The organism is uncultured Rikenella sp. (assembly GCF_947628055.1).
Lineage (GTDB): Bacteria > Bacteroidota > Bacteroidia > Bacteroidales > Rikenellaceae > Rikenella.
In genome coordinates, this window is sequence record NZ_CANQYJ010000008.1 from 1 (window position 1) to 22,972 (window position 22,972).

Genomic DNA, 22,972 nt, shown 5'->3' on the forward strand with positions numbered 1-22,972 from the left:
ACTAACAGCAGCGGCACCATCGTGATCAGCACCCCGTAGCCGATCCACTTATACCCTCCGCCGTCCACGATCGTCTCCACGAATCCCTCGCCCGCCCCCAGGCCCACACCGGCCAGGAACAAGGCGATCCCCACTTCGCGCAGCATCAGGTTGGCACTCATCGTCGTGTAGGTCACCACCTTATACTGCGGCCCGAAACGGCTGATAAGGATCGAGACGATCAGCGGCCCGCCCGCCAGGCCGAGTTTGAGCGGCTGCGGAATGCCCGGCAGCAGGATCGGAATGCTCCCTAACAGCACCCCCAAGAAAATCCCGATGAAAATCGGAATCAGGTTCGGTTCCCGCAGCCGCCGCATCGAGTTCCCGAGCACCTTCGTAGCCTCGGCCACGCCGGTTTCCGTCCCCACCACCGTCACGCGGTCGCCCATCTGCAAGTGGAGGTTCCGGTTGGCCACCAAGTCCACCCCCGCCCGGTTCACCCGCGTGATGTTGATCCCGTAAGTGCTCCGCAGCCTGAGGTCGCCCAACCGTTTCCCGTTCAGCTCCGGCTTGGTGATCATCACCCGCCGCGAGATGAAATGGCTGTCGAGTTTCTCCCATTCCGAAAAATCCATGTCGATCTTGTGCCCGAGGAACGCCACCAGCGCCTCCTCGTCCTTATGCGCAGCGATCACGAAGAGCTTGTCGCCCAGCTGCAGCGTCGTGTTGTTGCTGGCGATCTCCGTCCGTCCGTCCGCTCCGTGGCACACGCGCGAGATGACGAACGTGCGGTCGATCAGACCGGAAATGTCCCCCACGTTCCTGCCCGCAATCACCGGATTTTCCAAAAGAATCGAAATCCGCTGCGCGCCGCTGTCGTCCTGGTCGCCGGCGTGGGCCGCTTCGACCTCCTTGTCCAATTTGATGCGGAAAAAGAAGCGGACGGCCATGATCGAAACGATGATCCCGATCACCCCCAGCGGATAAGCTACGGCATAGCCTAACGGAATCGACGGGTCGTTGATGCCGGTCATGTCGCTGTACGTTTGCTGGGCAGCCCCGAGGCCCGGCGTGTTGGTCACGGCGCCGGAGAGAATCCCCACCATCGTCGTGATCGGAATCCCGGTGCCGACATGGAGCAGGTAGGTGATGACCACCCCCAGGAAGACGATAGCCGCGGCGAGCATATTGAGCGTCAGCCCCCCTTTTTTGAGCGACGAGAAGAAGCTCGGCCCCACCTGAAGTCCGATCGAATAGACGAAGAGAATCAGCCCGAATTCCTTGACGAAGTGCAATGTCGTCGGGTCGATCCGCATGCCGAAATGGCTCAGGGCGATCCCCACGAACAGAATCCAGGTGACGCCCAGCGAGATGCCGGCGATCTTGATCTTCCCGAGGGCGATCCCCGCAGCGACGGTCAGTGCGATCAGCAGGATCGAGTGGGCTACTCCGCTGCCGAGAAAGAGGTTTTCAATCCATTCCATAGTTTCTTGAAAAGAGTAAAAACAGAGCGACAAAGGTACTTTTTTATTTACTTTTTAAGAAATCTTAATAATGCCCCGTTTTTCCAAACAGGAGGCCGCGGTGCCGGCACAAAAAACACTTTTCCCGCTTCCGCAGTGGCGGAAGCGGGAAAAGATACGGCCCCCGACTGATTATACTACCTGCCGCTAATGCAGGTACTTGTCGTACCAGTTCACTTGCCGACCCGTACTGGTTCGCCCGTCCTTGAGCACTTTCCCCACCTTGAGCTTGATCCCTGCCGTCACAGCCCCCGTGAATCCGTACCCCCCTTCGACGAAGAAGCAGCACCTCCCTTTCCCCATTTCAACCCCCACCGGCGAAATCTGGTAAGCGAAGACCGCTTTGGCGGATTGATCCTGATCGACCGACACCCAGCGGTTCCCGAGCCCTATGCCTATCCCCGCCCGGGTGTAAACCGAGAGCCAGTTGTTCCGCACCCAGTTGATGCGCAAGGTCGGCAAAATCGTGAACCAATCGTCCTTCTGCCCGGTTCTGGTCACTTCGCGGAACTCCTGCCGTCCGTTGTTGTGCGAGTAGACGAACGGGATATTGAGTTCCAGCCACGGATTGATCTCGTAGTTAAAGCCCACGCTGATCGCCCCCAGGCTGCCCGTAATATGCCCCGCCGGCACATTCTGTGCGCTCGGCGAATTGTTCTCCGTGAACGGAAAAATGCCGTTGGCGTAACTGTCGTAAGAGGTTACCGCCGAGTAGCCGTAGCCGAAAGTGATCGCAATGCGAGACTGTCTCTTTTCCTGGGGCTGCACATAGACCTTCCTGCCCGTGGAGTCCGTCACGCGCGGCGTGAACGGCGTCACGGTACGCCCCCGCTGGGCGTATGCCCCTCCCGAAAGTATTATCCCGGCCAAAATGACTAACGTGGTTTGGAGTTTCATGATTATCGGAATTTTTGAGTTAGTAGTCGCTGAATGGAATTTTCCAAAGTTAGTGCTAAATTTGACATTTCCCGCTTATTTTCGTAACATTGTCCATAGAATCGCCTGGTTTTTGTATGATCCGAACCGTATTTTCAGTTTTGTTCCTGTCGCTGTCCGTCTTTCCGGCGGCGGCGCAGAAGACCGTATTGACCTTGGAAGAATGCCGGCAGGCGGCGGTGACCCGCTCGCCGCTCACCGTGCGGCGGGAGCTGGCGGGGCTGAAACGGCAGGCGAAAGACCGGGCGGCCTCTTCGGCCTTGATCCCGCAGGTGGAGATCAACGCGCAGGGAAGCTACCAGAACGAGGTGCCGAAGTTCCCGGGCGATCTGCCGCTGCCGATAGCCATCGACCTGCCGAAGGATCAGTACCGGGCCACGGTGGATCTCAACCAAGTCATTTACGGAGGGAGCAGCGTGCGGAACGCCAAGCGGGTGAACGCTGCGACGGAAACGGCGGAGAAGGCGTCACTGGAGGTGCAGCTCGACCGCCTGCGCGACCGGATCAACGACATCTACCTCGGCATTTTGATGGCCGAGCGGCAATTGGAAGTGAACGCTTTGATGCGGAAAACCCTCGCGGCCGATATTGAAGCGGTGACCGCCCGGGTTGCGCACGGGACGGCGACGGGGGGCATGCTGGCGGCGCTGACGGCCCGGATGATCGAGCTCAGTCAGCAGCGGGCCGAACTGGAAGGCACGCGGAGCAAGCTGGCGACGGCATTGACGGAGCTGACGGGCTTGCCGGTTGCGGAAAGCACGGTTCTGGAAATACCGGCGGTGCCGGATCGCTTGGAAACGGGCGAACCTTTCCTGCACCGGACGGAATTGAAACTTTACGCCGGACAGCGGGAGGTGTTGAACATGCAGGACAAGTGGCTCAACAGCAAGTCCAACCCGAAGCTCTCGTTGTTTGCCAGCGGAGGATACGGGCGGCCGGGGTACAATTTTCTCGACCGCGATTTCGCCCCGATGGCGATCGGAGGGTTGCGGCTCAACGTGCCGCTGACGGGCTGGGCGACGACGCAACGGGAGAAACGGGCCAACCGGATCGCCAGGGGGGATATCGACCAACAGCAGCGCGACTTTGAACGGAACGTCACGATCCAGGCGGCGCAGTACGTGACGGACATCGAGAAACTGCGCGAAGTGACGGCGATGGATCCGGAAATCGTAAAGGCCAGGACGGCAGTCAGGGAACGGGCGCTGGCGCAGCTCGAGAAGGGGATCATTACTGAGTCGGAGTACCTGACGGAGTTCAACAACGAGGCGGCGGCGAGGGTCAATGCGGAGGTCAATGCGCTGCGGTTGGTGCAGGCGTGGATCGGCTACGACGCGGCACGGGGTGTTTACAGGTAGCAGGCTATCAATCGGGAATATATGAATCGATATTTTTCTACAGGCGCCGTAGCGGTGGGAGCGGCGTGCATCGCGGTTTCCTGCTCGCGAGGGCCGGTGCCGGACGCTTACGGCAATTTCGAGGCGGTGGAGGTGGTCGTTTCGGCGGACTGCAACGGCAAATTGCTGGAATTCAATGTAGACGAGGGATACAAGCTCCACCGGGGCGAGATTGTCGGCTGGGTGGACACCGCGCAGCTGGTCTTGCAGCGCAACCAACTGCGGGCGGAGATCGCGGTGTTGCGCGCGCAGCTGCCGGAGACGGAGAAACAACTCGACGTGGTGCGCGAACAGCTGGCGAAAACCGAACATGAGCTGGCCCGGTTCCGGGCGCTGGCCGAGGCGGATGCTTCGACGGCCCAGCAGGTGGACAATCTGGCGTATGATGCCGATGTCCTCCGGAAGCAGCTGAGTGCGGAGGAGTCGAATCTCGATATTCAGACGCGCACGCTGCTGGCGCGCATGGAGCCGCTGCGGCAGCAGATTCTCCAGGTGCAGGACCGGATCGACAATGCTTATGTGGTCAATCCGGTGGCGGGGACGGTGCTGGCGAAGTATGCCGAGCAGCACGAACTGGCGGCGGTCGGCAAACCGCTTTACAAGGTGGCGAACCTGGATACCCTGATCCTGAGGGCTTACATCGGAGAGCCGCAGCTGGCTTCGGTACGGCTCGGACAGCAGGTGCGGGTGAAGGTGGACAGCACGTATGCGGGGAATGCGGAATTTACCGGACGCATCGGCTGGATCGCGGACAAGGCGGAGTTCACGCCGAAGGTGATCCAGACGCGGGATGAACGGGCCAATTTAGTCTATGCCTTGAAAATCTATGTGGCCAATCCGGGATCGCTCAAAATCGGAATGCCGGCCGAAGTCTACTTCTGATCGGAAAGAACCGCCGGGTTTATAGGCGATCGCGATTGAGGCTTTATTAGCCCCTGTCCCGATATTTCGGCTCGCACGGGGGGCGCCCGGTCTCCGAACCCGTTTGCGGGAACCGAATAATCATACGCTAATTCGATACACTATGGCAGAGGTATATATACGCCGGATCGAAATCAAAGGACTATGGAACATCTGCGATCTGGCCTGGGAGCTTACTCCGGACGTCAACATACTGGCGGGGAGCAACGGGAGCGGGAAAAGCACCGTGCTGCGCTGCCTGAGCGACCTGTTCACGCTGGGAACGATCTCCACGGGGCACCGGTGCCGCATGCAGGCTATCGAAGTGGAGTTTACGGACGGGACATCGGTCAGTTCCGAGCAGCCGTTCGACCCGTCGATCTACAACGTTTCCGTAATCAGCACGTTCGACACGACATTGCAAGAGAGCGAGGCGATTTACAAACTCTCGGACGGCACCGTCGCCACCTATCTCGACTGGGAACTGTATAAATTGCAGAACCGCTACCTGACTTACCAGTTGGAAATAGGGAAACACGTGATCGGCGCTTTGCAGATGGGGAAAAGCACGGCCGATATACAGGCATTCACGGCCCGGAAGACCCTGTATCTCGACACGATCGACGCCCTGCTCGAAGCGACCGGCAAACGGGTGGATCGCGACAGCGACACCTTGCAATTCAAAACGAAATACGGAGCGACGATTCGGCCGGATCAACTTTCGTCGGGCGAGAAACAGATTCTGATTATCCTGACCCACGTGCTGATTCAGTCGGGGAGGAACTTCATCCTGATTATGGACGAGCCGGAAATCTCGCTGCATTTCGACTGGCAGCGCCGGTTGATCGAAGATATACGGCGGTTGAATCCGAATTTGCAACTGATCGTAGCGACCCATTCGCCGGCCGTGGTGATGAACGGCTGGACAGACCGGGTCTCGGAGATCGGCGACCTGGTTCGGCCGATAAGCAAGGAATAAATCCCGGCAAGGATATGCGATCTCTCCGAAACCGGGCAGAGGTCTTTGCGAATCGGCCATGCGGGTTCGGAGAACACAGGCCGGGAATCGGGAAAAAGCGACCCACCGGCAGACAGAGGGCTGAAATCGGATATACTTACCTGTATTTTACATAAAATCTTCAGACCGTAAAGCGTCATCGACCATGGAACAAGAGTCATCTCCCCGTCAATTTCTGATTCTCACCGACGAAGATCGTGTCGGGCGCAATAATTGCAACGGGATTGACCACAAGTCGCATTATAGGGCGAATCAAGGCATTCTCGGCTATGTGGACTTGGAAACGAACCGGGTGAAACGGATAAAGACGCACGTGTCGTGGCCTTTTGAAAAAAGAGACTGGAACCTCGACCGAACGGAATTCGAGGCCCGTCACCGCTCGTTGATTTTTGAACCGCTCACCGTCTATCGCATCGAGGCTCGGACTTACGATCGCTTGCCGTACGAAGACCCTGCTTGGGATCGCTTCCGGATGAAAGGTGAACGATTCGCCCTGATCCGGATTCTGGAGCACGATGTCGCGTGTCCCGAACTGGAAGCGATCCGCGAAAAGTATCTGCAACCCATCGTGTGGCAAGATGAAAAGCTCGGTGAATTTGTCTGGGATAGAACGCTCGAATGGTTCAGAGGGCGGGTCGAATGGATGGGAAAAACGGTCGGAGTGACTGTGGAGGCGAACGAACATCGACCGAAAAAATGGCCCGAATTGTTCGGCACTCTGGGGAAACTGGTGGACGAGCAGCAGGAGTGGGATGTCCGGATGCGCAGGGCGGCGGCGCGCTCTTTGACCAAAACGGCGAATGACTGGCTGCGGCAGGCTGTCGAAGATGAAGAGATCGACGAGGCGGATGCGGTGGAAATCACGCCCGAGGCGTTTGCTGAGCGGATCGCTGTGCACAGCGTCCATTTGGCGCGAGGCGGCAAGTTCGAGATCGAATATGAGGACGACGACATGTTCTGCGGCCATATGATTGTGGCCACTTGCAATCTGAAAACAGGCGCCGCGCAGGCGACGTTTTGAGGTGGTGCTGTCGGCGATTTCTCATCCGTGATGCCAATAAAGTCATGAAAAAACGCTGTTCTCAGTCTGTATCGCCCTGTTGTCGTTAGGATTCATACCCGTCAGGGCACAGAAATACTCCAGCGCAGCTTTGCGGGCCGACCTCGACACTTTGTACCGGACGTTGCAGGAAGTGCATCCCGACCTGTTTGCCGTGGCCGGGCGACCGCGGCTCGACAGCATGGTCGCTGCGTTACATGCTCGGATTGGCCGGGCCGATTCACTATACGGACTGGAGTTCTATTCTTACTTACTGCCGTTTTTCGAGGCGATCGGCGACGGGCATACTTCATTGATGCCTGTCGGGATTCCGGGCGATGCGGCTCCGTCACTACCGTTCGACGTGACGATTCCCGACGATTCGACTATCCGGGTACGGCGGAACTATCGGCCCGACAGTCCGTTACCTGTCGGCACGCGGATCGACAGCCTTGACGGGCATAGTGCCCGGGAGGTGATCCGTCGGTTCTTGGTCTGGGCATCCGGTGAACGACTGCCTTTCCGACTGGCTTTGCAGGAATGGAATTTCCCGAAGTGCTATTATTGGTGGAACACATGGCGCAGAGACTATCGCATTCGGGGTACGACGCCGGACGGGACGATACTTCGGGAGACGATCGAATCGATTCCATTCCGGACGAGATGGGCGGAGCAGAAGGCTGCACAGCGGGAGTGGCCCTACTCGTTGGAAATTCTGTCCGATACGACCGCTCTGCTGACGTTGCGGGCGATGGTCGGCGGTAAACAGAGCCAGGCATTTTTCGATTCGGTTTTTCAGGAACTCCGCGAACGACGCGTTCCGAATCTGATCGTCGATCTGCGCGAAAATAGTGGGGGAGCTACCTCAGGAGGAGATATGTTGTTACGATACTTGAGCGACCGACCGTTTATTCAGATTGAGAAGGGGGTGCAGCGCGGAGTACCGGATACACTGCGGAATTTGAAAAAATGGTGGCACAAACCGCACCGAGCGAGAAAACGTTATACCGGGCAAGTGTGGATGTTGACCAGTCGTTATACTTTTTCTTCGGCAGCGAATTTATCATGGGCATTCAAGTATTTCGGCATGGGGACGGTCGTGGGCGAGGAGACCGGAGGTTTGTCGGTTGCGTTCGGGAATAAAAGAATTTTCGAGTTGTCGAATAGCGGAATTCAGTATGGGGTTTCAACCAGGCTGTTTTATGAGGTCGGGGCGACGGACGACGATGTGCACGGCACCCTGCCGGACTATCCTGTTCCGGCGGACGAAGCGTTGGACTATACCCTCCGCCTGATCCGGCAAGGCTCTTCGCGGGTGAAATAGAGACCGGGTTCTTCCGGCAGTATAAAAAACAGGGGCGGTATTCAGTCATGAATACCACCCCGGCTCGGTTTGTCGTCCAAAATAGGGAATACGACTCGGCTTACTCCCGTTCCAGCTGCAGCCAGATCAGCGCCGACGCCCCCAGCACCGCGGCCGACCTGACTGCGGAATAATCAAGGATATATTGTTCGGCAGTATTCCTCAAAGGAAGAGAAAGTAGATATTTCTATTGAAGTGTATATGAAAGGTTTTTGTGTTTTATGTTGTTTATTGTTTATCTTTACTTTTGTATCGCTATTTAAACACAAACTGAAATAAAAACAAGAAAATCTCTTTGGCAATTTTTGGTCTCTTTCTTTTAGGGACTGGCATTTTTGCGGCTGTTCGTGCATCAAAAACAACTCCGCAGTATTCCGATTTGGTTTTGGCCAATATAGAAGCATTGGGGATTTCGAGTATTGATAAAGATCCGGATTCTCTTCAATTGTTGTGCACCTTGGGATAACTTTTGCGGCACTATGGAAACCTCGCCTGGGGTTTATGTCGATGTGAAGGGTACCCCTTGCGACAATTAATACAAAGATTGGAAGATGATCATAAAAAAGACAAAAGAGTTTGGTGGGCGTTAGGGACGCTGCTACTTTTCTCGTGCGGCAGGCCGGCAACTCGGCCGGAATCTGTCGAAGAGCTGTTCGCCGGGCTGGAAGTCTCCTGCTCCACCGAACGGATGGACTTCGACGAGCGGGAGGTCGTCGAACCGATTTATATCGCCAGTCTGGACAACCTCCTGTTGATCGGGAATTTCTTTACCGAACCCCAGGTGACCGTCTATGACCTGGATTCGCAGCGATTGGCCGGCTCCTTCCTGCATAAAGGGCGGGCAAACAACGAAGTGTTGGGGATGGACGGGTTGGATTGTTGCGATGGCCGGATATATGTTTATTCGGGCGGTGAGCGGAAACTGGTGATGACCGACAGCGCCGGTTGGCGGCAGAATCCCGTGGCCCTGGAAGTGCGGACAGTGAGCGAGATACCGGACGGGCACGGGTATGACCGGCATCCGATTTGCGGAGGCCGGTTCGTGTCGACGGGGTATCAGTTTTCCAATCCCGATTGTCAGTTCTTTTTGACTGACAGTTCATTGTGTCAGGTTAAGGGGTTCGATGTCTATCCGGAAGCGGCGGTGAATGCAGGATTGACCCCGGCGGAGATGGCGTTGGGGTATAATGGGAATGTGACGGTCTCGCCGGACGGCTCGCATTTTGTCGCCACGTCGAGACAGGGGGCGGTCTGGAAGTTTTTCGATTGCCGGCCGGATTCCGTACCGGTCAAGACGGCGGAATATCTGTTTGAAATTCCGGTGTTTTCGAGTGCCTCCTCGGGGGCTCATTCGACGGTGCGTTTCGACCCGGACAATGTGCAGGGGGTGTTGTCGGCGACGTCGGACGATCGTTATTTCTATCTGTTGTACAGCGATCGGAAACCGTGGCGGGATTGGCCGCGGGAGTCGGACGTCGTCTATGTTTTCACGCACGACGGACAACCCGTGCGGAAGATTCGTTTGGATATTCCGGTAGGGTGGATTGTGAGCGATGCGATAGGCTCAGGATTGTATCTGATCAGAGTCGTAGACGAAGGGTGCCAGATTCGGCGGACGGTGTGGAAATAAGCGGCGGACGGACTGGATTTTGCGCAAAAGGCGGGGCTACAGCATAGCCCCGCCTTTTGCGCAATCTTTACCGGTCAGCGTTACAACGCCTGCGGGAAAAGGGATGATTTACTTCCTCTCCAGTTGCTGCCAGATCAGCGCCGACGCCCCCAGTACCGCCGCATTCTTTCCGTCGATCCCCGACGGCAGCAGCTTCACCTTGTTTCTGAAGTTCGACAGCATGTGCATCTCCATATACTTTTTGGTCGGCTCGAAAATATACTTGCCTGCCTTCGCCAACCCCCCGAACAGGAAAATCGCCTCCGGCGAAGTGATCGTCACCGCATCCGCCAATGCCTGCCCCAGGATCATCCCCGTATATTCATACGCCTCGATCGCCAATCTGTCCCCATTGAGCGCCGCCTTCGTAATCATCTCCGCCGTCAAATCATTGTAGCTGATATTTCGGAACTCGCTGTCCTCGATATGATCCGCCAGCAGTTTGAACGCCGTCCGCTTGATGCCCGTAGCCGAGACATAAGTCTCCAGGCACCCCTTCCTGCCGCATCCGCAGACCCGCGCACTCGCCGTCTTGTTGACAATCACATGCCCCAGTTCCCCCGCAAAGCTGTCATGCCCGTAGATCAGTTGTCCGTTCGCCACGAATCCGCTCCCCAGCCCCGTCCCTAAGGTCACCACGATAAAGTCCTTCATCCCCTTTGCCGCCCCGTAGACCATCTCGCCGATCGCCGCCGCATTCGCGTCGTTGGTGATCAAGACCGGAATCGAAGGATAGTACCGCTTCATCTTTTCGACGAACGGGATCACCCCCTGCCAGATCAGATTGGCCGCATATTCGATCGTTCCGTTGTAGTAATTGGCATTCGGCGCCCCGATCCCGATCCCGATAATCTCGAACTCGCCGTCGAGGTTTTTCACCAAGCTCTGGATTCCGATATAAAGCTCTTCGAGGTATTGGTCGAAGTCCGGGTAATTCTTGGTAGGCACCACCCCTTCGCCGTACATATTCCCTTCGCGGTCCACTAATCCGTAGACCGAATTGGTACCCCCGATGTCGATCCCTACTGCTAATTGCTTCATGTTTTCTTTGGTTTAGGTGTTTGTTGTTTCGTAACCCAAAGATAAGGATTTTTTCATGCAAAGCCGCGTCAGCGGTTTTCCGTGAGATTTTTTTTGAGCAACTGCATCAAGTCCTGATTGAGGCGGTTCGCCTCGTCGAGCTGTTTTTTCAGCAAGGCGATCAATTCGTTTTGCACGGCAGCCGCGTCCGGATTCGGTTCGGGACTTCCGGACGGTTCCGGGGCGGCCGAATCCGGGCGGAACATCTCCCCCTCGCCCTTCAGGAGCCAGCAGAGGTTTATATTGTCAAATGTAAATACTATTTTTTCTAACAGATCATACGAAGGCTTGGTCTTCCGCCCTTCGATGATGTTGAACGTCACCGCCGGATTCACATCCAGCTTTCTCGCAAAAGAATTGTTATTGAGCCCGAGTGCCTTGATTAGCAGGCTCAGTCTCTCGTTGATCGTCATATAAACCGCGCCTCCGAAAGAGTTTTATTTACATTTGATAAAATTTATTTGCTTTTTTAAGTTTTGGCGTTTACATTTGCAAATAGATTCTGCTTTGCAAAGTGATGTGCCGGGAGTATCTAAATCTTCAAAGATAACGAAAATCTTAGGAATGAGTTTGATATTACGCTGCATCGCTGGCTATGGAAACAACCAAACAAAACATTTTAAGTATGAGAAAAAAGAACTTTTATGCGGTGGCGCTGGCGATGGCAGCGGCCTGCACCGCTTTTGTCGGGTGTAAGGACTACGACTCCGACATCAAGAATCTGCAGACGCAGATCGATGCCAACGCGGACGCGATCGCGGCCCTGCAATCGGCCATTGCCAAGGGGACGACGATTACGGAGGTGAAGACCGAAGCTGACGGCTACAAGATCACCTTCTCGGACGGCACTTCGATCAACCTGACCAACGGCAAGGATGGCAAAGATGGTCAAGACGGTCAGCAAGGGCCTGCCGGAGCACAGGGCCCTGCAGGGGCAGCCGGTCAGGACGGCCAGGACGGCCAGCAGGGGCTTACCGGGCCTCAGGGGCCGGTGGGAGAAGCCGGCAAGGACGCCCCGGTGCCGCAGCTGCGGGTGAACGAGGACAAAAACTGGGAAATGTCGGTAGACGGCGGAACGACGTGGGAAGAATTGAAAGACGCTGACGGCAATTCCATTGCCGATGCAAAAACGTATGTGGCCGACTACGTGAAGATCGACGACGACGGATACATCGTGATCGGCGACAAAACCACGGCTTTCAAGTACAATGCGGCAATCCCGTCCGTGACCGAACTCCCGGATGAAAAGATCGCCCTCATCACGGTTCCGGCCACGGCGACCGAATCGATGAAGACCCTGCGCGTGCCGATGGAGGGTTATTTCGACAAGGCTTCCATTACGAGCATCGCTTCGATCTCGGGTAAAACGGAGTTAGTGATCTCGAAAACGACGGTGGGAACCGGCGGTGCGACGATCGGCGACAAAACCTATGCGGAGGGAGAGGTCGTTTACTCGTGCGCGGGGATTCCGGTGGTGCTGAATCCGGCGCAGGTGAACGCTTCGGTCGTGCCGTTCACGTTCGTGGCCAGTGATCACGAGGGTTCGGTTACGCTGCCGATCGAATTGACGCTCACGGCGGGCAGTGCGGCGGATATTTCGGCGACCAAAGCGGCTCCGGCCAGCGGTTTGTGGACGCTGACGGGCGTACCGACCGATCCTGAGTTCGCGGGATTCACGAATGTGGCGCTCTGCGCAGAGAACAGCAACGGCACCCACACCCTGTCGGCTTACGATTTTGAAATTACGGTAAATACCCTGTCCACGCCGGCGGATGCGAGCGGCGTACCCGCGACCGTGCCCGCGCTTACGGGAGCAACGGCTACGATCACGGCTGCCTCGAATATCGTCGACAGCTATGCGGCGTTCAAAGAGGGAACGGATCACGAGGGCTACGGGATTCGCCGCGCGGATGAGAGTGTGGCTGCCGACGCTCCGTATACCGGCGACTGGGAGGTGTATCAACTCCCGGGGGCTTTGAGCAAAGCGGCTACCCCGGAAAAGGCTTTGACGGTGGTGTACTCCTACCTTGGGGAGAACGGTGAGGCCGATTCAAAAGAAGTGACGGTGAATTTCTTTGCGTTGCTGCCCGAACCGGTCAGCACGGAGGTGTCTCTTGGTGAGGAGATGCAGAATGCAGATGCAAGTACGGCAACGGTGATCGAACTGACTCAGGATGCTTTGACCGCTGCTTTGTTCGGAGATGAGGCTGCGCAGGAAATGATCGACGCTTGGAAAGCGGGTGCTGCGAACTTCAAGGTGGCTTTAGGTGATCAGCTGGCGGGCGTGGGTTCCAATAGCGCGGCGTTCAAGAGCTCCGGGAGCGATGCGGGGGCTGCTGTGGCGGATGCCGGAGCTTTCGATGCGGTGGAAATCTCGGTGGACAACCCGACTGCCGCAGGCGACTATACGGCGACGCTGACTTACGAAGATCCGGTCGGAACCGAAACTGCCGTAACGATCACCTTTACTTTGAGCTCGCCGGTGGCGGCGGTGGAAGGGCCGGCAAGTACGACGATCGCGAACGATGCCTTGACTGCGGAGGTGGAATTGACGGGTTTCACGGCCAAATCCGGCGACGATTCGGAAGTAACCGGAGGGATCGTGAAGATCGCGAGTGCGGTTTCGGCAGATGAATCGAAAGTAACTGTCGAAGTTCCGGATGGCGGTGCGAAAATCGTCTGCACCCGTGTAGACGCTGCTCCCGCGGCGGACGAGACGGTCGAAGTGACGGCTGCGGTAGTGGATCAATGGGGCGAGGAACATGATGGCGTGAAATTCACGGTGACGCTGGCGGCGGCCACAGGTATTTAACCGGAAGTGATTCCGTGCGGCCGCCTGTCCGCGCATGTACATCATAACAGGCGGCTGCCGGTTGGGCGGGGCTGACTTTCTCGAAAGTCGGCCCCGCTTTCTTTTTATGCAGCGCGATTCATGCCTGAATGCGGCGGCATGAATACCCGAATGCAGAGGAGTGAATGCTCGAATATGCGGCGGTGTGCATGCCCGAATGGGGAAAATATCGTATCTTCGTCTGAGATTAGCCGCTTGTTTGCCGAAACGAATGATTGCGTCTTGCCGGTTCCGGGGGGAACCTTTTCGGCTGGGGAAGCGGTGCCGCCGGGTGCTCCGACCGGGAGTTTGCTCAGCTTTAGGGGGTGGGCGCGAGGTCGAACTGAGGTGCAATAGAGCGGTCTATTGCTCCCGGCCCAAGAGGATCGAAGACAAGGGTATCCGGCAGGCTCAAGAGATGCGAAACATCTCAAAAAGTTTGGCTGCGCCTTCCTCCTGGCGCCTCGGCCATTCGAGCAAGCTCGATGGCACTCAGCTGCTGCGTCGGTTTTCTGGTTCTCTTTGTTCACAACCGAGCAGCGTTCCGAGGGCAGAGACCGCTTGCGGGCTATGCCGAGGTAGCGCGAGGAAAACAAGCGTAGCGAAGTTAAAGAGAACAGTTCCCTCAAACCGGGTACGTACGATAAAACCTACAGTTAATAACGAGCCCGCAGGAGGTAGGCGGAGCCCCGTTTTGCGAAATCCAAACCGATTCCCAGCACGAGAAAGAAAATGCCAATTCGACCGAAGGCTAACGAACGAAAGATCAATTACGTATTTATGTCTTCGGTCGACACGTAACCGTGCATCAAAGCGTAAAGCGTCAAACCCGAGATGGTCTTGATTCCCAGCTTGGCCGCGATATTTTTGCGGTGAGTCAACACAGTGTTGAGGCTGATATTGAGCCGGTCGGCGATTTCTTTGTTGATAGCGCCGCTGACGACCAGCTGGAGCACTTGTACTTCGCGGGCTGACAACTCGTCAGAAGGCGTTTCCGCCGCCGAACGGACCGGAACAAGCACCTTTCCTATGTGATCGAGTAATTCTTCGAGCGTCCCGCCGGTCGCAATCACACGCGGGGTCTCCGTTCCCGGAAGCGCTGCGCTCCCATCCGGTACGAGAATCACGCACTGGCTCCGCCGGGGCAGAAAAAAATCCACATTCGCCGTAAACACAGCGCAGTCAGTAAAATAGACGTCGAAAAGTCCGTTCTCGCGCAACGTGTCGTCCGCCGTTCCGAACTGTTCCACTTCCACCGGGGCAAAATATCGCTCCAACACGGCGGCCATCCCGGCTCGTTGCAGCAGATCGGGCAAAATAAGGGCTATCCGCGGCATAAGGCGTCGATAACAGGGGTCAATATTCGGTTGCGAATCCGGTTGTGCTGCCGAATGTCCCGCTCGATGCTTCCCACGGCGAAAATCACGGCATAGGCCAGATTGTCGTTGTATTCTCCGCTCAGGTGCCGCACCATGATGCTCCGCATGTCCCGCAGCTGGCTCACCGCCGGATCGTCGTCCGCCGTGTCCGGCGCCGTCGGTGCGATCCGATCTCTTCCCTCGACCTCGCCTGCGCTCAATGCCAGACAATAGGGAAACCATTTCCGGGTGTCGTAGTCGATCGAATCGGTCAGACTTTGTTTGAAGCCGGCGAAAAATTTGCCCAGCAGGGCGAGATTTCTGTTCTCCGCCCCGCCGCTGGCGATCAGCGAGCCCAGATGCCGTTCGATATTGGGCAATTGGTAATGCAGGTAGTAGGCGTTGGTCTTGCTCAGGTAGTCGACGAGTTGACTGACGTGGAATGACTTGAGTTTCTGTTCCGGGAAATATTCTTCAAAGAGGTAGGTGTTCATCAGCGTCAGCATAAAGCGGGCGTCGATCTGATGGTCGGCGCAGACGGCTGCCACGGATTTGTCTCCCAACCCCAGCCGGATGCCGAAGCGGCTGACGAGGGGGATCAGTGTCGGATGCTGTTCCAGTGCCGCGCTCAGCGGCATATCGGGTGTCAATAGGGCCATGTCGGTAAAGGTAAACATTTTTCGTCGGTTGGTGAATCTGATGGTGCTGTCTTTGGATTGATTTGGCCTTTTTTCTGTCTGTTCGGTGACAACCCTGGCGATGTGCGGGCCACTTTCAGCCTGTGTGGGCCGAGCGGCACCGCTGAAACTAGCGATCCTGATGATCGTAGCGGCTAAAAATAATTGTACTATAATATTTATTTTCCGCGTCAACGGTCAGGCCGGAGCTACTCCGGCGGAGGCCTAGTGCCGAGCGACACTCGGCAGTGTCGATTGTTCACAAAGAGAGCGGATCTATACCAACACGTACAATAAATTTACAGTTTTATCAGAACCGGCAAAAGAGAGTAACTGCGAAAAGAATTATAGTTACATTTGTACGAAGCACCCGCAGAGGTGCCGCACTGACCCAACCTAAATATCGATACGACCATGAAAAAAATCGCATTCACCCTTATTACAGCCTCCGCCCTGGCTCTCACAGCCTGCCATACCGGCGAGGTCAAGGTATCCTCGACGGGCAAGCCGTACGAGCTTTTCGTCGTGGCTCCGACAGCACTGTGGCAGGGGCCGGCGGGGGATACGGCCCGGGCGATCTTCGCCGACGAGGTGGAGATGATCAACCAGCCGGAACCCCGCTTCACCGTTTACAGCGTGCCGCCGGCCAGCTACCGGGAGACGGTGAGCCGGCACCGGAATATTTTGATCCTCAAAACCGGTTCCCAATACCCGAAAGCGGACATGACAGCTTCATACGACGTCAATTCGGCGCCGCAGTTGGAGGTGACGGTGACGGCGCCGTCGGCGGATTCGATGGCGGCTTTCCTGAATACGTACCGCTCGGAGCTGGTCAAACTGTACGAGATCGCGGAGCGCGACCGTTTCGTGGCGCGGGCGGAGAAATACCGGGATGCGGAGATCGACGAGCTGATCCGGGAGAAGTTCGACTTCAAGATGAGTATCCCCAGAGGATACCGGGTACGGCTCGACACCACGAATTTCCTCTGGATCTCCTATGAGCTGCCGCTGGCGAGCGTCGGGTTTACGATCTACACCTATCCGGCGGACACTTCGGCGGCCCGGAATGCGGCGGCCGGGAACATCATCGCGGCGCGCAATGCGGCAGTGATGCAGGTGCCGGGGCCTTCGGACGGGAGCTACATGACGACCAGCACGGCGGTGATGCCCGACCAGAAAAAGCTGACGGTGAACGGCCGCGAATGGAACCAGGTGCGGGGATTCTGGGATGTGGCCGGCGATTTCATGGGAGGGCCGTTCATCAATTACACGACCTACGAACCGGAGCGGCACCGCATGCTGGCGATCGACGGCTATGTCTATTCCCCGTCGCCGAACAACAACGTGCCGATGAGGGACTATGTCCGTCAGGTGGAGGCGATCTTCATGACGATCCGGATTCCGGAATAGAAGTCGCTTCGACAGGCCCTTAAACGACGATGGCCAGACGGTCTTCGCACCGGCAGACGGAAATTCGTGCGGAACCGCTTTCCCCCGGGAGTCGTATGCCGTCAGGGGCGAATATCGTTTTTACTTCGTACCTTTAAAATCCAAGCCAACCGGATGCGCAAACTTTCGATCGGATACCACGGCAAGATGCTCTTCATCATCATCGGTTTCGCCATCGGCGTGACCTCGCTCGTCTATTCCAACTACTTAGTCGGAAACCTGCGCGACAAAGAACGCGACCAGATACACCTCTGGTCTTTCGCCGTCGGCGAGACCGTCAAAGCCGCCAGCAACGGCAACCGCCACCAGGCCGAAATACTGGGCCGCATCATCGACTTCTCCGAAGACATTCCCGTGATCGTCTGCGACGACAACCTGCGCGTGATTCAGTCCCGGCTGATCGCCCCTTCGGTGATGGCCGATCCCGACCGGCTGGCCGACAAACTCGAAAGCATGCGCTCCGGCGGGCGGGACCCCATCGAGATACCCACTGTGCAGGGAAGCATCGTACGCGTCTTTTACGACGAATCGCCGCTGCTCAAGGCCTTGCAATACTTTCCGTGGGTGCAGCTCAGCGTGTTCGCCGTATTCATCGGCTTCGCTTTCATCGCCTTCCGGTCGTCCAAGCACAGCGAACAGAACCGTGTCTGGATCGGAATGGCCAAAGAGACCGCACACCAGCTGGGGACGCCCACCAGCTCCCTGTTGGGCTGGCTCGAATACCTGCGCAGCCAGGAGAACGTGGAGCCGTTCGTGGTGGACGAAATGAACAAAGACCTGACGCGGCTCTTGAAAGTGGTAGACCGTTTCTCGAAGATCGGCGCCACGACCAACCTCGCGCCGAGGAACATCTACGAACTGGTGGCCGGTGCGGTGGCCTATTTCCAGACGCGGATTCCGAAAAACGTGACGCTGAATTTCGCACAGTGCACTTCCGAACCGATGCAGGGCATGGTCAACGACGCGCTGTTTGAATGGGTGGTGGAGAATCTGTTGAAAAATGCGCTGGACGCTTTGCAAGGGCGCGGAGCGATCATCGTCCAGCTCTCGGTGCGGGACGACAAATGGATCTGCATCGACGTGCGGGACACGGGCAAAGGAATGCCGAAAGCCAACTTCAAGCGCATCTTCCAGCCCGGATTCACCACCAAGACGCGCGGCTGGGGCCTCGGCCTGTCGCTCAGCAAGCGCATCATCGAAGAGTATCACCACGGCCGCATCTTCGTCCTCGACTCCGAGGTCGACAAAGGGACGACCATGCGGATCATGATCCGCAAGCTATAATAGGGGGATTCGGCGCAAAAGCCGGCTATTCCTGCGAGAGGGTCGAAAGCAGGCCGCAGGCGGCCAGTATATCTTCGCCGCGCGACGAACGCGTGGTAGTCGTGATTCCCGCCGCATTCAGCGCCCCGTTGAAGCGCTTCATCCGCTCCGGCGACACCCCGCGCAGCGGGCTGTCCGGAATCGCATGGAAACGGATCAGGTTGATCCGGCAGTCCAGCCCTTTCAGCAGCCGCACCAACCCTTCGACATGCCGCGGCGAATCGTTCACCCCCTCGAAAACGATATACTCGAAACTCAGCCGCCGCTGGTGCGCGAAATCGAACTTCCGCAAAGCCGCCACCACCTCCCGAACCGGATATTTGTTCTGCACCGGCATCAGCTCCCCCCGTTCCGCATCGAACGGATCGTGCAGGCTCACCGCCAGATGCACTTTCGTTTCCCTCAGCAGCCGCTCCATGGCCGGGATCACCCCGACCGTCGAGACCGTGATCCGCGTCGGGCTCCACCCCAAGCCCCACTCTGCCGTCAGGATTTCCACCGCCCGCAGCACCGGGCCGATATTGTCCATCGGCTCGCCCATCCCCATGAAAACGATATTGGTCAGCCGCTCCGACTCCGGGATCGCCAACACCTGATTGACGATCTCCCCGGCAGTCAGGTTATGCCGGAATCCCTGCCGCCCCGTCATGCAGAACCGGCAGCCCATCCGGCACCCCGCCTGCGACGAGACGCAGAGCGTCGCCCGCTCCCTGTCCGGAATATAGACCGATTCGATATACCGTCCGCCGAGGGTCGGGAACAGATACTTCTTAGTCCCGTCCACAGAGACCTGCACATCGCACGGCTCGATCCGTCCGGCGACATACCCCAGCTCGCCCAACCGCTGCCGGGCGGCAGCCGACAAATTGGTCATCGCCGCCACGTCCGCCGTCCGCTTCTTATAGAGCCAGTCCGCCATCTGACGGGCGGCGAAAGGCTTGAGGCCCGCTTCGGCCGCCACCGCCCGCAGCTCGTCCGGCGACATGCCTGAAAGCCACTTCGTTCCGTTAGTATCCATATGGGGCAAAGGTATGAAAAAACCGCCTTACGGGGTCGTCCGTAAAGCGGTCTGCCAGATAAAAAGCCCCGAAACAGAGGCCGGGTGGAGAATACCGGAGTCGAACCGGTGACCTCTTGCATGCCATGCAAGCGCTCTAACCAACTGAGCTAATTCCCCGCTTGCCGGACAAATGTAATAAAAATTCGCGATTATATACTTTATCGTACCCGCCATCCTTTGTCCCGATTTTCCGGCTCGCGCCGCCCCCCCGGCCGCGAGAAGCGGCCCCCGGCGCAGAGCCGAACTCGAAAAAGGAGAAAAGTATACAATCGCGTAAAAATTTTCATCCCTCCCCATATCGTCCCGGGACAGTATTGCATTTGCTAAATAAAATACATAGCTTTGTAACGGTAATCATATCCTCACGGTTAACGCATAAATCCTACTAACCATATGGAACTCAAAAAATCGCCCAAAGCCGACCTGGAAAACAAGCGGAGCTATTTTCTGGAGATCGGGATCATCATCGCTTTGGCGGCATGTATCGCCATGTTCAGCTGGAGCCAGAAAGAACGGGTCATCGAAGTGGTCGAACAGCCTGTCGTGGCGGTCGAAACCGAGATGACGGAAGTCACGGTGCAGGAAGACAAACGTCCGCCGGCACCGATGAAAACGCAGGCCGTGGTGCTGTCCGACCTGCTCAATGTGGTCAAAAACGATGCGAAAATCGAGCAGACGATCAATATCCTCGACTTGGATGTGACCCAGGACTTGGCGGTGGATGTCACCAAGTTCGGGGGAACCTACACGGGCGAGGAGGAAATCGAGGAAGATGTGCCGGTGTTGATCGCCGAAGAAATGCCGAGTTTCCAGGGCGGGGATGTGAACACTTTCGCCAGATGGTGCGGCAAGAATCTCGTGTATCCGGCGGTGGCGCAGGACAACGGATCGCAGGGCAAGGTGACCGTGCAGTTCGTGGTGGAACGCGACGGCTCGATTACGCAGGTGAAAATCCTGCGCGGGGTGGACAAGTACTTGGATGAAGAGGCGATCCGCGTGGTGAAAAGCTCGCCGAGATGGAAACCGGGGACGAACCGGGGCAAACCGGTGCGGGTATACGTGCAGGTGCCCATCAATTTCGTGCTGGAATAAACGCATCGGATTATCCGGCTTGCACACGTATTGAAAAGGCGGTGCGGTTCCATCTGCTTATGAACCGCACCGCCTTTCGTATTTATTGTGCAGAGAGAGAATCAGTTGGAGCGTATCGTGCCGCTGTAAACCACCGTATTGCCCATGTTCGGCACCAGCGTCAGCGTGGCGAATCCGTTATCGATGTCGTAGTTCAGGTGGAACACATACTTCACATTGCCCCATTCGGTCTGGAACACCAGCGTCCACTGCGAACCGGAGTTCATATCCTCCCAAAAACTGAACTGCACCGTATTGATGTCGATCCGTTGGGGGATCATGGTCACATTCTGCGCCGCCGATACATACGGCAGATTCACCTCCAAAAAGCCCGGATAGACCGACACGTAATTGTTCCACTGGTTCAGCGCCTGCTCAGGGCCCATAAACTCCGGCGTCATCTGCGAAGCCGAAAAAGTGAAGTTATGCGTTTTGAGCGCGTTGGTCAGCTGCTGCACCATCGCCTCCCGGCGTTGGGCGCGCTGCGCGTCGCGCACCTCTTTCTGGGTGTAATCCTGCGCCATCGCCGTAACGGCCAGCGGCACCATCAGCATAGACAAAAATAACTTTTTCATAGTCTCGGAATTTAAATAAGGTTGGTAATACATCGGTTTATTTGCGAATAAAAGTCCGACAATTTCCATGCCAAAGAAAATTGCACCAAATTTGCTAAATTCCAGTTTACCTCGCTTTTCCGCGCAGAAACGGAAACGAACGGTTCGAACCATTTGCAAACCTGACATACCCGCCATACGAAAAACGAAGACGATGCAGATAAACAGAAAGATCGCAATCCTCGGCGCCGGCATGGCCCTGCTGTCGGGAGGAATGGGCTCCGCCGCGGCACAGGGTCTCGCTTCGCCGCCCCCGGACAGCATCCGGTTCCTCACCTTACAGGAGGCCATCGAAATCAGCTACCGGCAAAATCCGGCCATGGAAGCGCAGCGTCTGGCGCGCGAAGCCGCCGTCGACCGCCGCAAGGCAGCCTGGGGGCTGAGAATGCCGCAGTTAGGGGTCACGGGGGCCTACACCTACATGTCGGAGGACATCAAAGCCTTCGACCTGAATCCGGAGAAAAACGCGGCGCTGGAGCATATCGGCCAACTGCCCCTCCCCTTTCCTGTCCCGCCGGAGGTCATTCAGGCGGTCCAGGGGATCGACCTGAGCCTGACGCTCCAGAAGCAGCAGTTCGCAGTGGTGGGAGCTACGGCGGCCTTGCCGCTGTACACGGGCGGCAAGATCAACGCAGCGGTCAACGCAGCCAAAATCAACATCGAAAAGAGCGACCAGGAGGCCCTGAAAGTGCAGACCGACCTGTTCGCGGAGGTGGTGGAGCGCTATTACGGCCTGCTGCTGGCCCACCACGTCCTGCGGGTGCGGGAAGAGGTGACGGCAGGGATGCGCAAGCACCTCAGCGATGCCGAGAAACTGGAGGCCAACGGCATGATCGCTCCGACCGAGAAGCTCTACGCCGAGATGTATCTGGCCCAGGCGGAAGGCGAGCAGACCGCAGCGTCCCTACAGATCGGAACGGTCAACCGGGCTTTGGGCGCTTCGCTGGGCAGCACGGCGGACTACCTGCCGGTCACGGCCCTGTTCATCGTCGACGAACTCCGGCCGCTCTCCTACTACCGGCAGAAAGTGGCCCAGAACAGCCCGATTCTGAAACAGGTGGAGCTGACGCGGCGGCTGGCGAAGGAAGGAGTGCGGGCGGCCCGAGCCGCTTTTCTGCCGGAAATCGCCGCTGTGGGGGCCGTCAATGCGTGGGACTGGCAGCTTACGGAGCTGGCGCCGCGCTGGATGGTCGGCGCGGGTGTCAAACTGCGCATCTTCGACGGCCTGAGCAGCGAATACAAACATGCGGCGGCCAAAAAGGAGGTGCGACAGGTGGAAGCGATGCAGATCAAGGCGGAAAACGATCTGATGACGCTGACCGAAAAACTCTATAACCAGCTGAAAAGCTCGGCGGCGGAGGTGCATGCCTTAGGTGCATCGGTGGCTTTCGCCGAATCGTATCTGGACGCCAAACTGAAGGCGTTCAGCGAAGGGATGGCTCCGTCGTCGGACGTGGTGGACGCCCGGCTGAACCTGGCCAAAGCCCGGGTGGAGCGACTGGCGGCGGCCTACGCATTCGACGTGGCGCTGGCGCAGCTGCTGGCCCTCGCAGGCGAGACGGAAACGCTCGGCAGCTACATGCTCCAACCCGATTTCCAGACCATTGGCAACCAATAATACTTTAC

The 22,972-nt window shown here is 57.2% G+C and carries 20 protein-coding genes and 1 tRNA gene; 12 read left to right on the forward strand and 9 right to left on the reverse strand.

Going from position 1 to position 22,972, the window contains the following annotated elements:
* Window positions 1-1,463, reverse strand: a 1,463-nt coding sequence (locus Q0Z93_RS01480; protein WP_298061868.1) for a putative transporter, incomplete at its 3' end; no start/stop codon positions are given.
* A 186-nt stretch (window positions 1,464-1,649) separates the two neighbouring features.
* On the reverse strand, window positions 1,650-2,399 hold the full coding sequence (locus Q0Z93_RS01485) for a hypothetical protein (protein WP_298061869.1): 750 nt from the start codon (window positions 2,397-2,399) through the stop codon (window positions 1,650-1,652).
* A gap of 116 nt (window positions 2,400-2,515) precedes the next feature.
* Here Q0Z93_RS01485 and Q0Z93_RS01490 point away from each other — a divergent pair, with 116 nt between their 5' ends.
* From Q0Z93_RS01490 to Q0Z93_RS01515, 6 genes are all read left to right on the forward strand, one after another.
* The gene (locus tag Q0Z93_RS01490; protein WP_298061871.1) at window positions 2,516-3,796 is read left to right on the forward strand and encodes a TolC family protein; all 1,281 of its coding nucleotides are present in this window, start codon (window positions 2,516-2,518) and stop codon (window positions 3,794-3,796) included.
* Window positions 3,797-3,817: 21 nt separating this feature from the next.
* Window positions 3,818-4,717 (forward strand): efflux RND transporter periplasmic adaptor subunit, encoded by a 900-nt coding sequence (locus Q0Z93_RS01495; RefSeq protein WP_298061873.1) that lies wholly within the window; start codon window positions 3,818-3,820, stop codon window positions 4,715-4,717.
* 142 nt (window positions 4,718-4,859) lie between these two features.
* On the forward strand, window positions 4,860-5,714 hold the full coding sequence (locus tag Q0Z93_RS01500; protein WP_298061874.1) for an ATP-binding protein: 855 nt from the start codon (window positions 4,860-4,862) through the stop codon (window positions 5,712-5,714).
* A 184-nt stretch (window positions 5,715-5,898) separates the two neighbouring features.
* Complete coding sequence (locus Q0Z93_RS01505) at window positions 5,899-6,774, forward strand: DUF2262 domain-containing protein (RefSeq protein WP_298061875.1); 876 nt, start codon at window positions 5,899-5,901, stop codon at window positions 6,772-6,774.
* A 79-nt stretch (window positions 6,775-6,853) separates the two neighbouring features.
* The gene (locus Q0Z93_RS01510; protein ID WP_298061877.1) at window positions 6,854-8,116 is read left to right on the forward strand and encodes a S41 family peptidase; all 1,263 of its coding nucleotides are present in this window, start codon (window positions 6,854-6,856) and stop codon (window positions 8,114-8,116) included.
* Window positions 8,117-8,699: 583 nt separating this feature from the next.
* The gene (locus tag Q0Z93_RS01515) at window positions 8,700-9,785 is read left to right on the forward strand and encodes a BF3164 family lipoprotein (protein WP_298061879.1); all 1,086 of its coding nucleotides are present in this window, start codon (window positions 8,700-8,702) and stop codon (window positions 9,783-9,785) included.
* A gap of 108 nt (window positions 9,786-9,893) precedes the next feature.
* Here the strand turns inward: Q0Z93_RS01515 and Q0Z93_RS01520 are convergent, their stop codons facing one another.
* A complete protein-coding gene (locus tag Q0Z93_RS01520) occupies window positions 9,894-10,865 on the reverse strand; it encodes an ROK family protein (protein WP_298061881.1) in 972 nt (323 codons plus the stop codon).
* A 68-nt stretch (window positions 10,866-10,933) separates the two neighbouring features.
* Window positions 10,934-11,317: a hypothetical protein gene (locus Q0Z93_RS01525; RefSeq protein ID WP_298061883.1), complete on the reverse strand. Its 384-nt coding sequence runs from the start codon at window positions 11,315-11,317 to the stop codon at window positions 10,934-10,936.
* A gap of 34 nt (window positions 11,318-11,351) precedes the next feature.
* On the opposite strand from Q0Z93_RS01525, the gene Q0Z93_RS01530 reads away from it, so the two are divergent.
* Together Q0Z93_RS01530 and Q0Z93_RS01535 are read left to right on the forward strand one after the other, a co-directional pair.
* The gene (locus Q0Z93_RS01530; protein ID WP_298061885.1) at window positions 11,352-11,600 is read left to right on the forward strand and encodes a hypothetical protein; all 249 of its coding nucleotides are present in this window, start codon (window positions 11,352-11,354) and stop codon (window positions 11,598-11,600) included.
* Window positions 11,530-13,716, forward strand: a complete 2,187-nt coding sequence (locus Q0Z93_RS01535) for a PL29 family lyase N-terminal domain-containing protein (RefSeq protein ID WP_298061888.1) — start codon at window positions 11,530-11,532, stop codon at window positions 13,714-13,716. Before Q0Z93_RS01530 ends, Q0Z93_RS01535 begins: the two co-directional genes overlap by 71 nt.
* 788 nt (window positions 13,717-14,504) lie before the next feature.
* Here Q0Z93_RS01535 and Q0Z93_RS01540 read toward each other — a convergent pair.
* The gene (locus Q0Z93_RS01540; RefSeq protein ID WP_298061891.1) at window positions 14,505-15,071 is read right to left on the reverse strand and encodes a LuxR family transcriptional regulator; all 567 of its coding nucleotides are present in this window, start codon (window positions 15,069-15,071) and stop codon (window positions 14,505-14,507) included.
* Entirely contained in the window at window positions 15,059-15,730 is a 672-nt protein-coding gene (locus Q0Z93_RS01545) for a helix-turn-helix transcriptional regulator (RefSeq protein WP_298061928.1), read from the reverse strand. Before Q0Z93_RS01545 ends, Q0Z93_RS01540 begins: the two co-directional genes overlap by 13 nt.
* Before the next feature lie 453 nt (window positions 15,731-16,183).
* Here Q0Z93_RS01545 and Q0Z93_RS01550 point away from each other — a divergent pair, with 453 nt between their 5' ends.
* Window positions 16,184-17,179 carry a DUF4837 family protein gene (locus Q0Z93_RS01550; protein ID WP_298061893.1) on the forward strand — a complete coding sequence of 332 codons (996 nt, stop codon included), beginning with the start codon at window positions 16,184-16,186 and terminating at the stop codon, window positions 17,177-17,179.
* 153 nt (window positions 17,180-17,332) lie between these two features.
* Window positions 17,333-18,502, forward strand: a complete 1,170-nt coding sequence (locus tag Q0Z93_RS01555; protein WP_298061895.1) for an ATP-binding protein — start codon at window positions 17,333-17,335, stop codon at window positions 18,500-18,502.
* Between the two features lie 25 nt (window positions 18,503-18,527).
* Here the strand turns inward: Q0Z93_RS01555 and rlmN are convergent, their stop codons facing one another.
* Both rlmN and Q0Z93_RS01565 read right to left on the reverse strand, forming a co-directional pair.
* The gene (gene rlmN, locus Q0Z93_RS01560) at window positions 18,528-19,559 is read right to left on the reverse strand and encodes a 23S rRNA (adenine(2503)-C(2))-methyltransferase RlmN (RefSeq protein WP_298061896.1); all 1,032 of its coding nucleotides are present in this window, start codon (window positions 19,557-19,559) and stop codon (window positions 18,528-18,530) included.
* Window positions 19,560-19,644: 85 nt separating this feature from the next.
* Window positions 19,645-19,718: transfer RNA gene (locus Q0Z93_RS01565), tRNA-Ala, on the reverse strand.
* 276 nt (window positions 19,719-19,994) lie between these two features.
* Here Q0Z93_RS01565 and Q0Z93_RS01570 point away from each other — a divergent pair.
* Entirely contained in the window at window positions 19,995-20,693 is a 699-nt protein-coding gene (locus Q0Z93_RS01570) for an energy transducer TonB (protein ID WP_298061898.1), read from the forward strand.
* Between the two features lie 101 nt (window positions 20,694-20,794).
* Here the strand turns inward: Q0Z93_RS01570 and Q0Z93_RS01575 are convergent, their stop codons facing one another.
* Complete coding sequence (locus tag Q0Z93_RS01575) at window positions 20,795-21,307, reverse strand: DUF4251 domain-containing protein (protein WP_298061900.1); 513 nt, start codon at window positions 21,305-21,307, stop codon at window positions 20,795-20,797.
* A 193-nt stretch (window positions 21,308-21,500) separates the two neighbouring features.
* Here Q0Z93_RS01575 and Q0Z93_RS01580 point away from each other — a divergent pair, with 193 nt between their 5' ends.
* Window positions 21,501-22,964 (forward strand): TolC family protein, encoded by a 1,464-nt coding sequence (locus Q0Z93_RS01580; protein ID WP_298061902.1) that lies wholly within the window; start codon window positions 21,501-21,503, stop codon window positions 22,962-22,964.
* Window positions 22,965-22,972 lie beyond the last annotated feature (8 nt).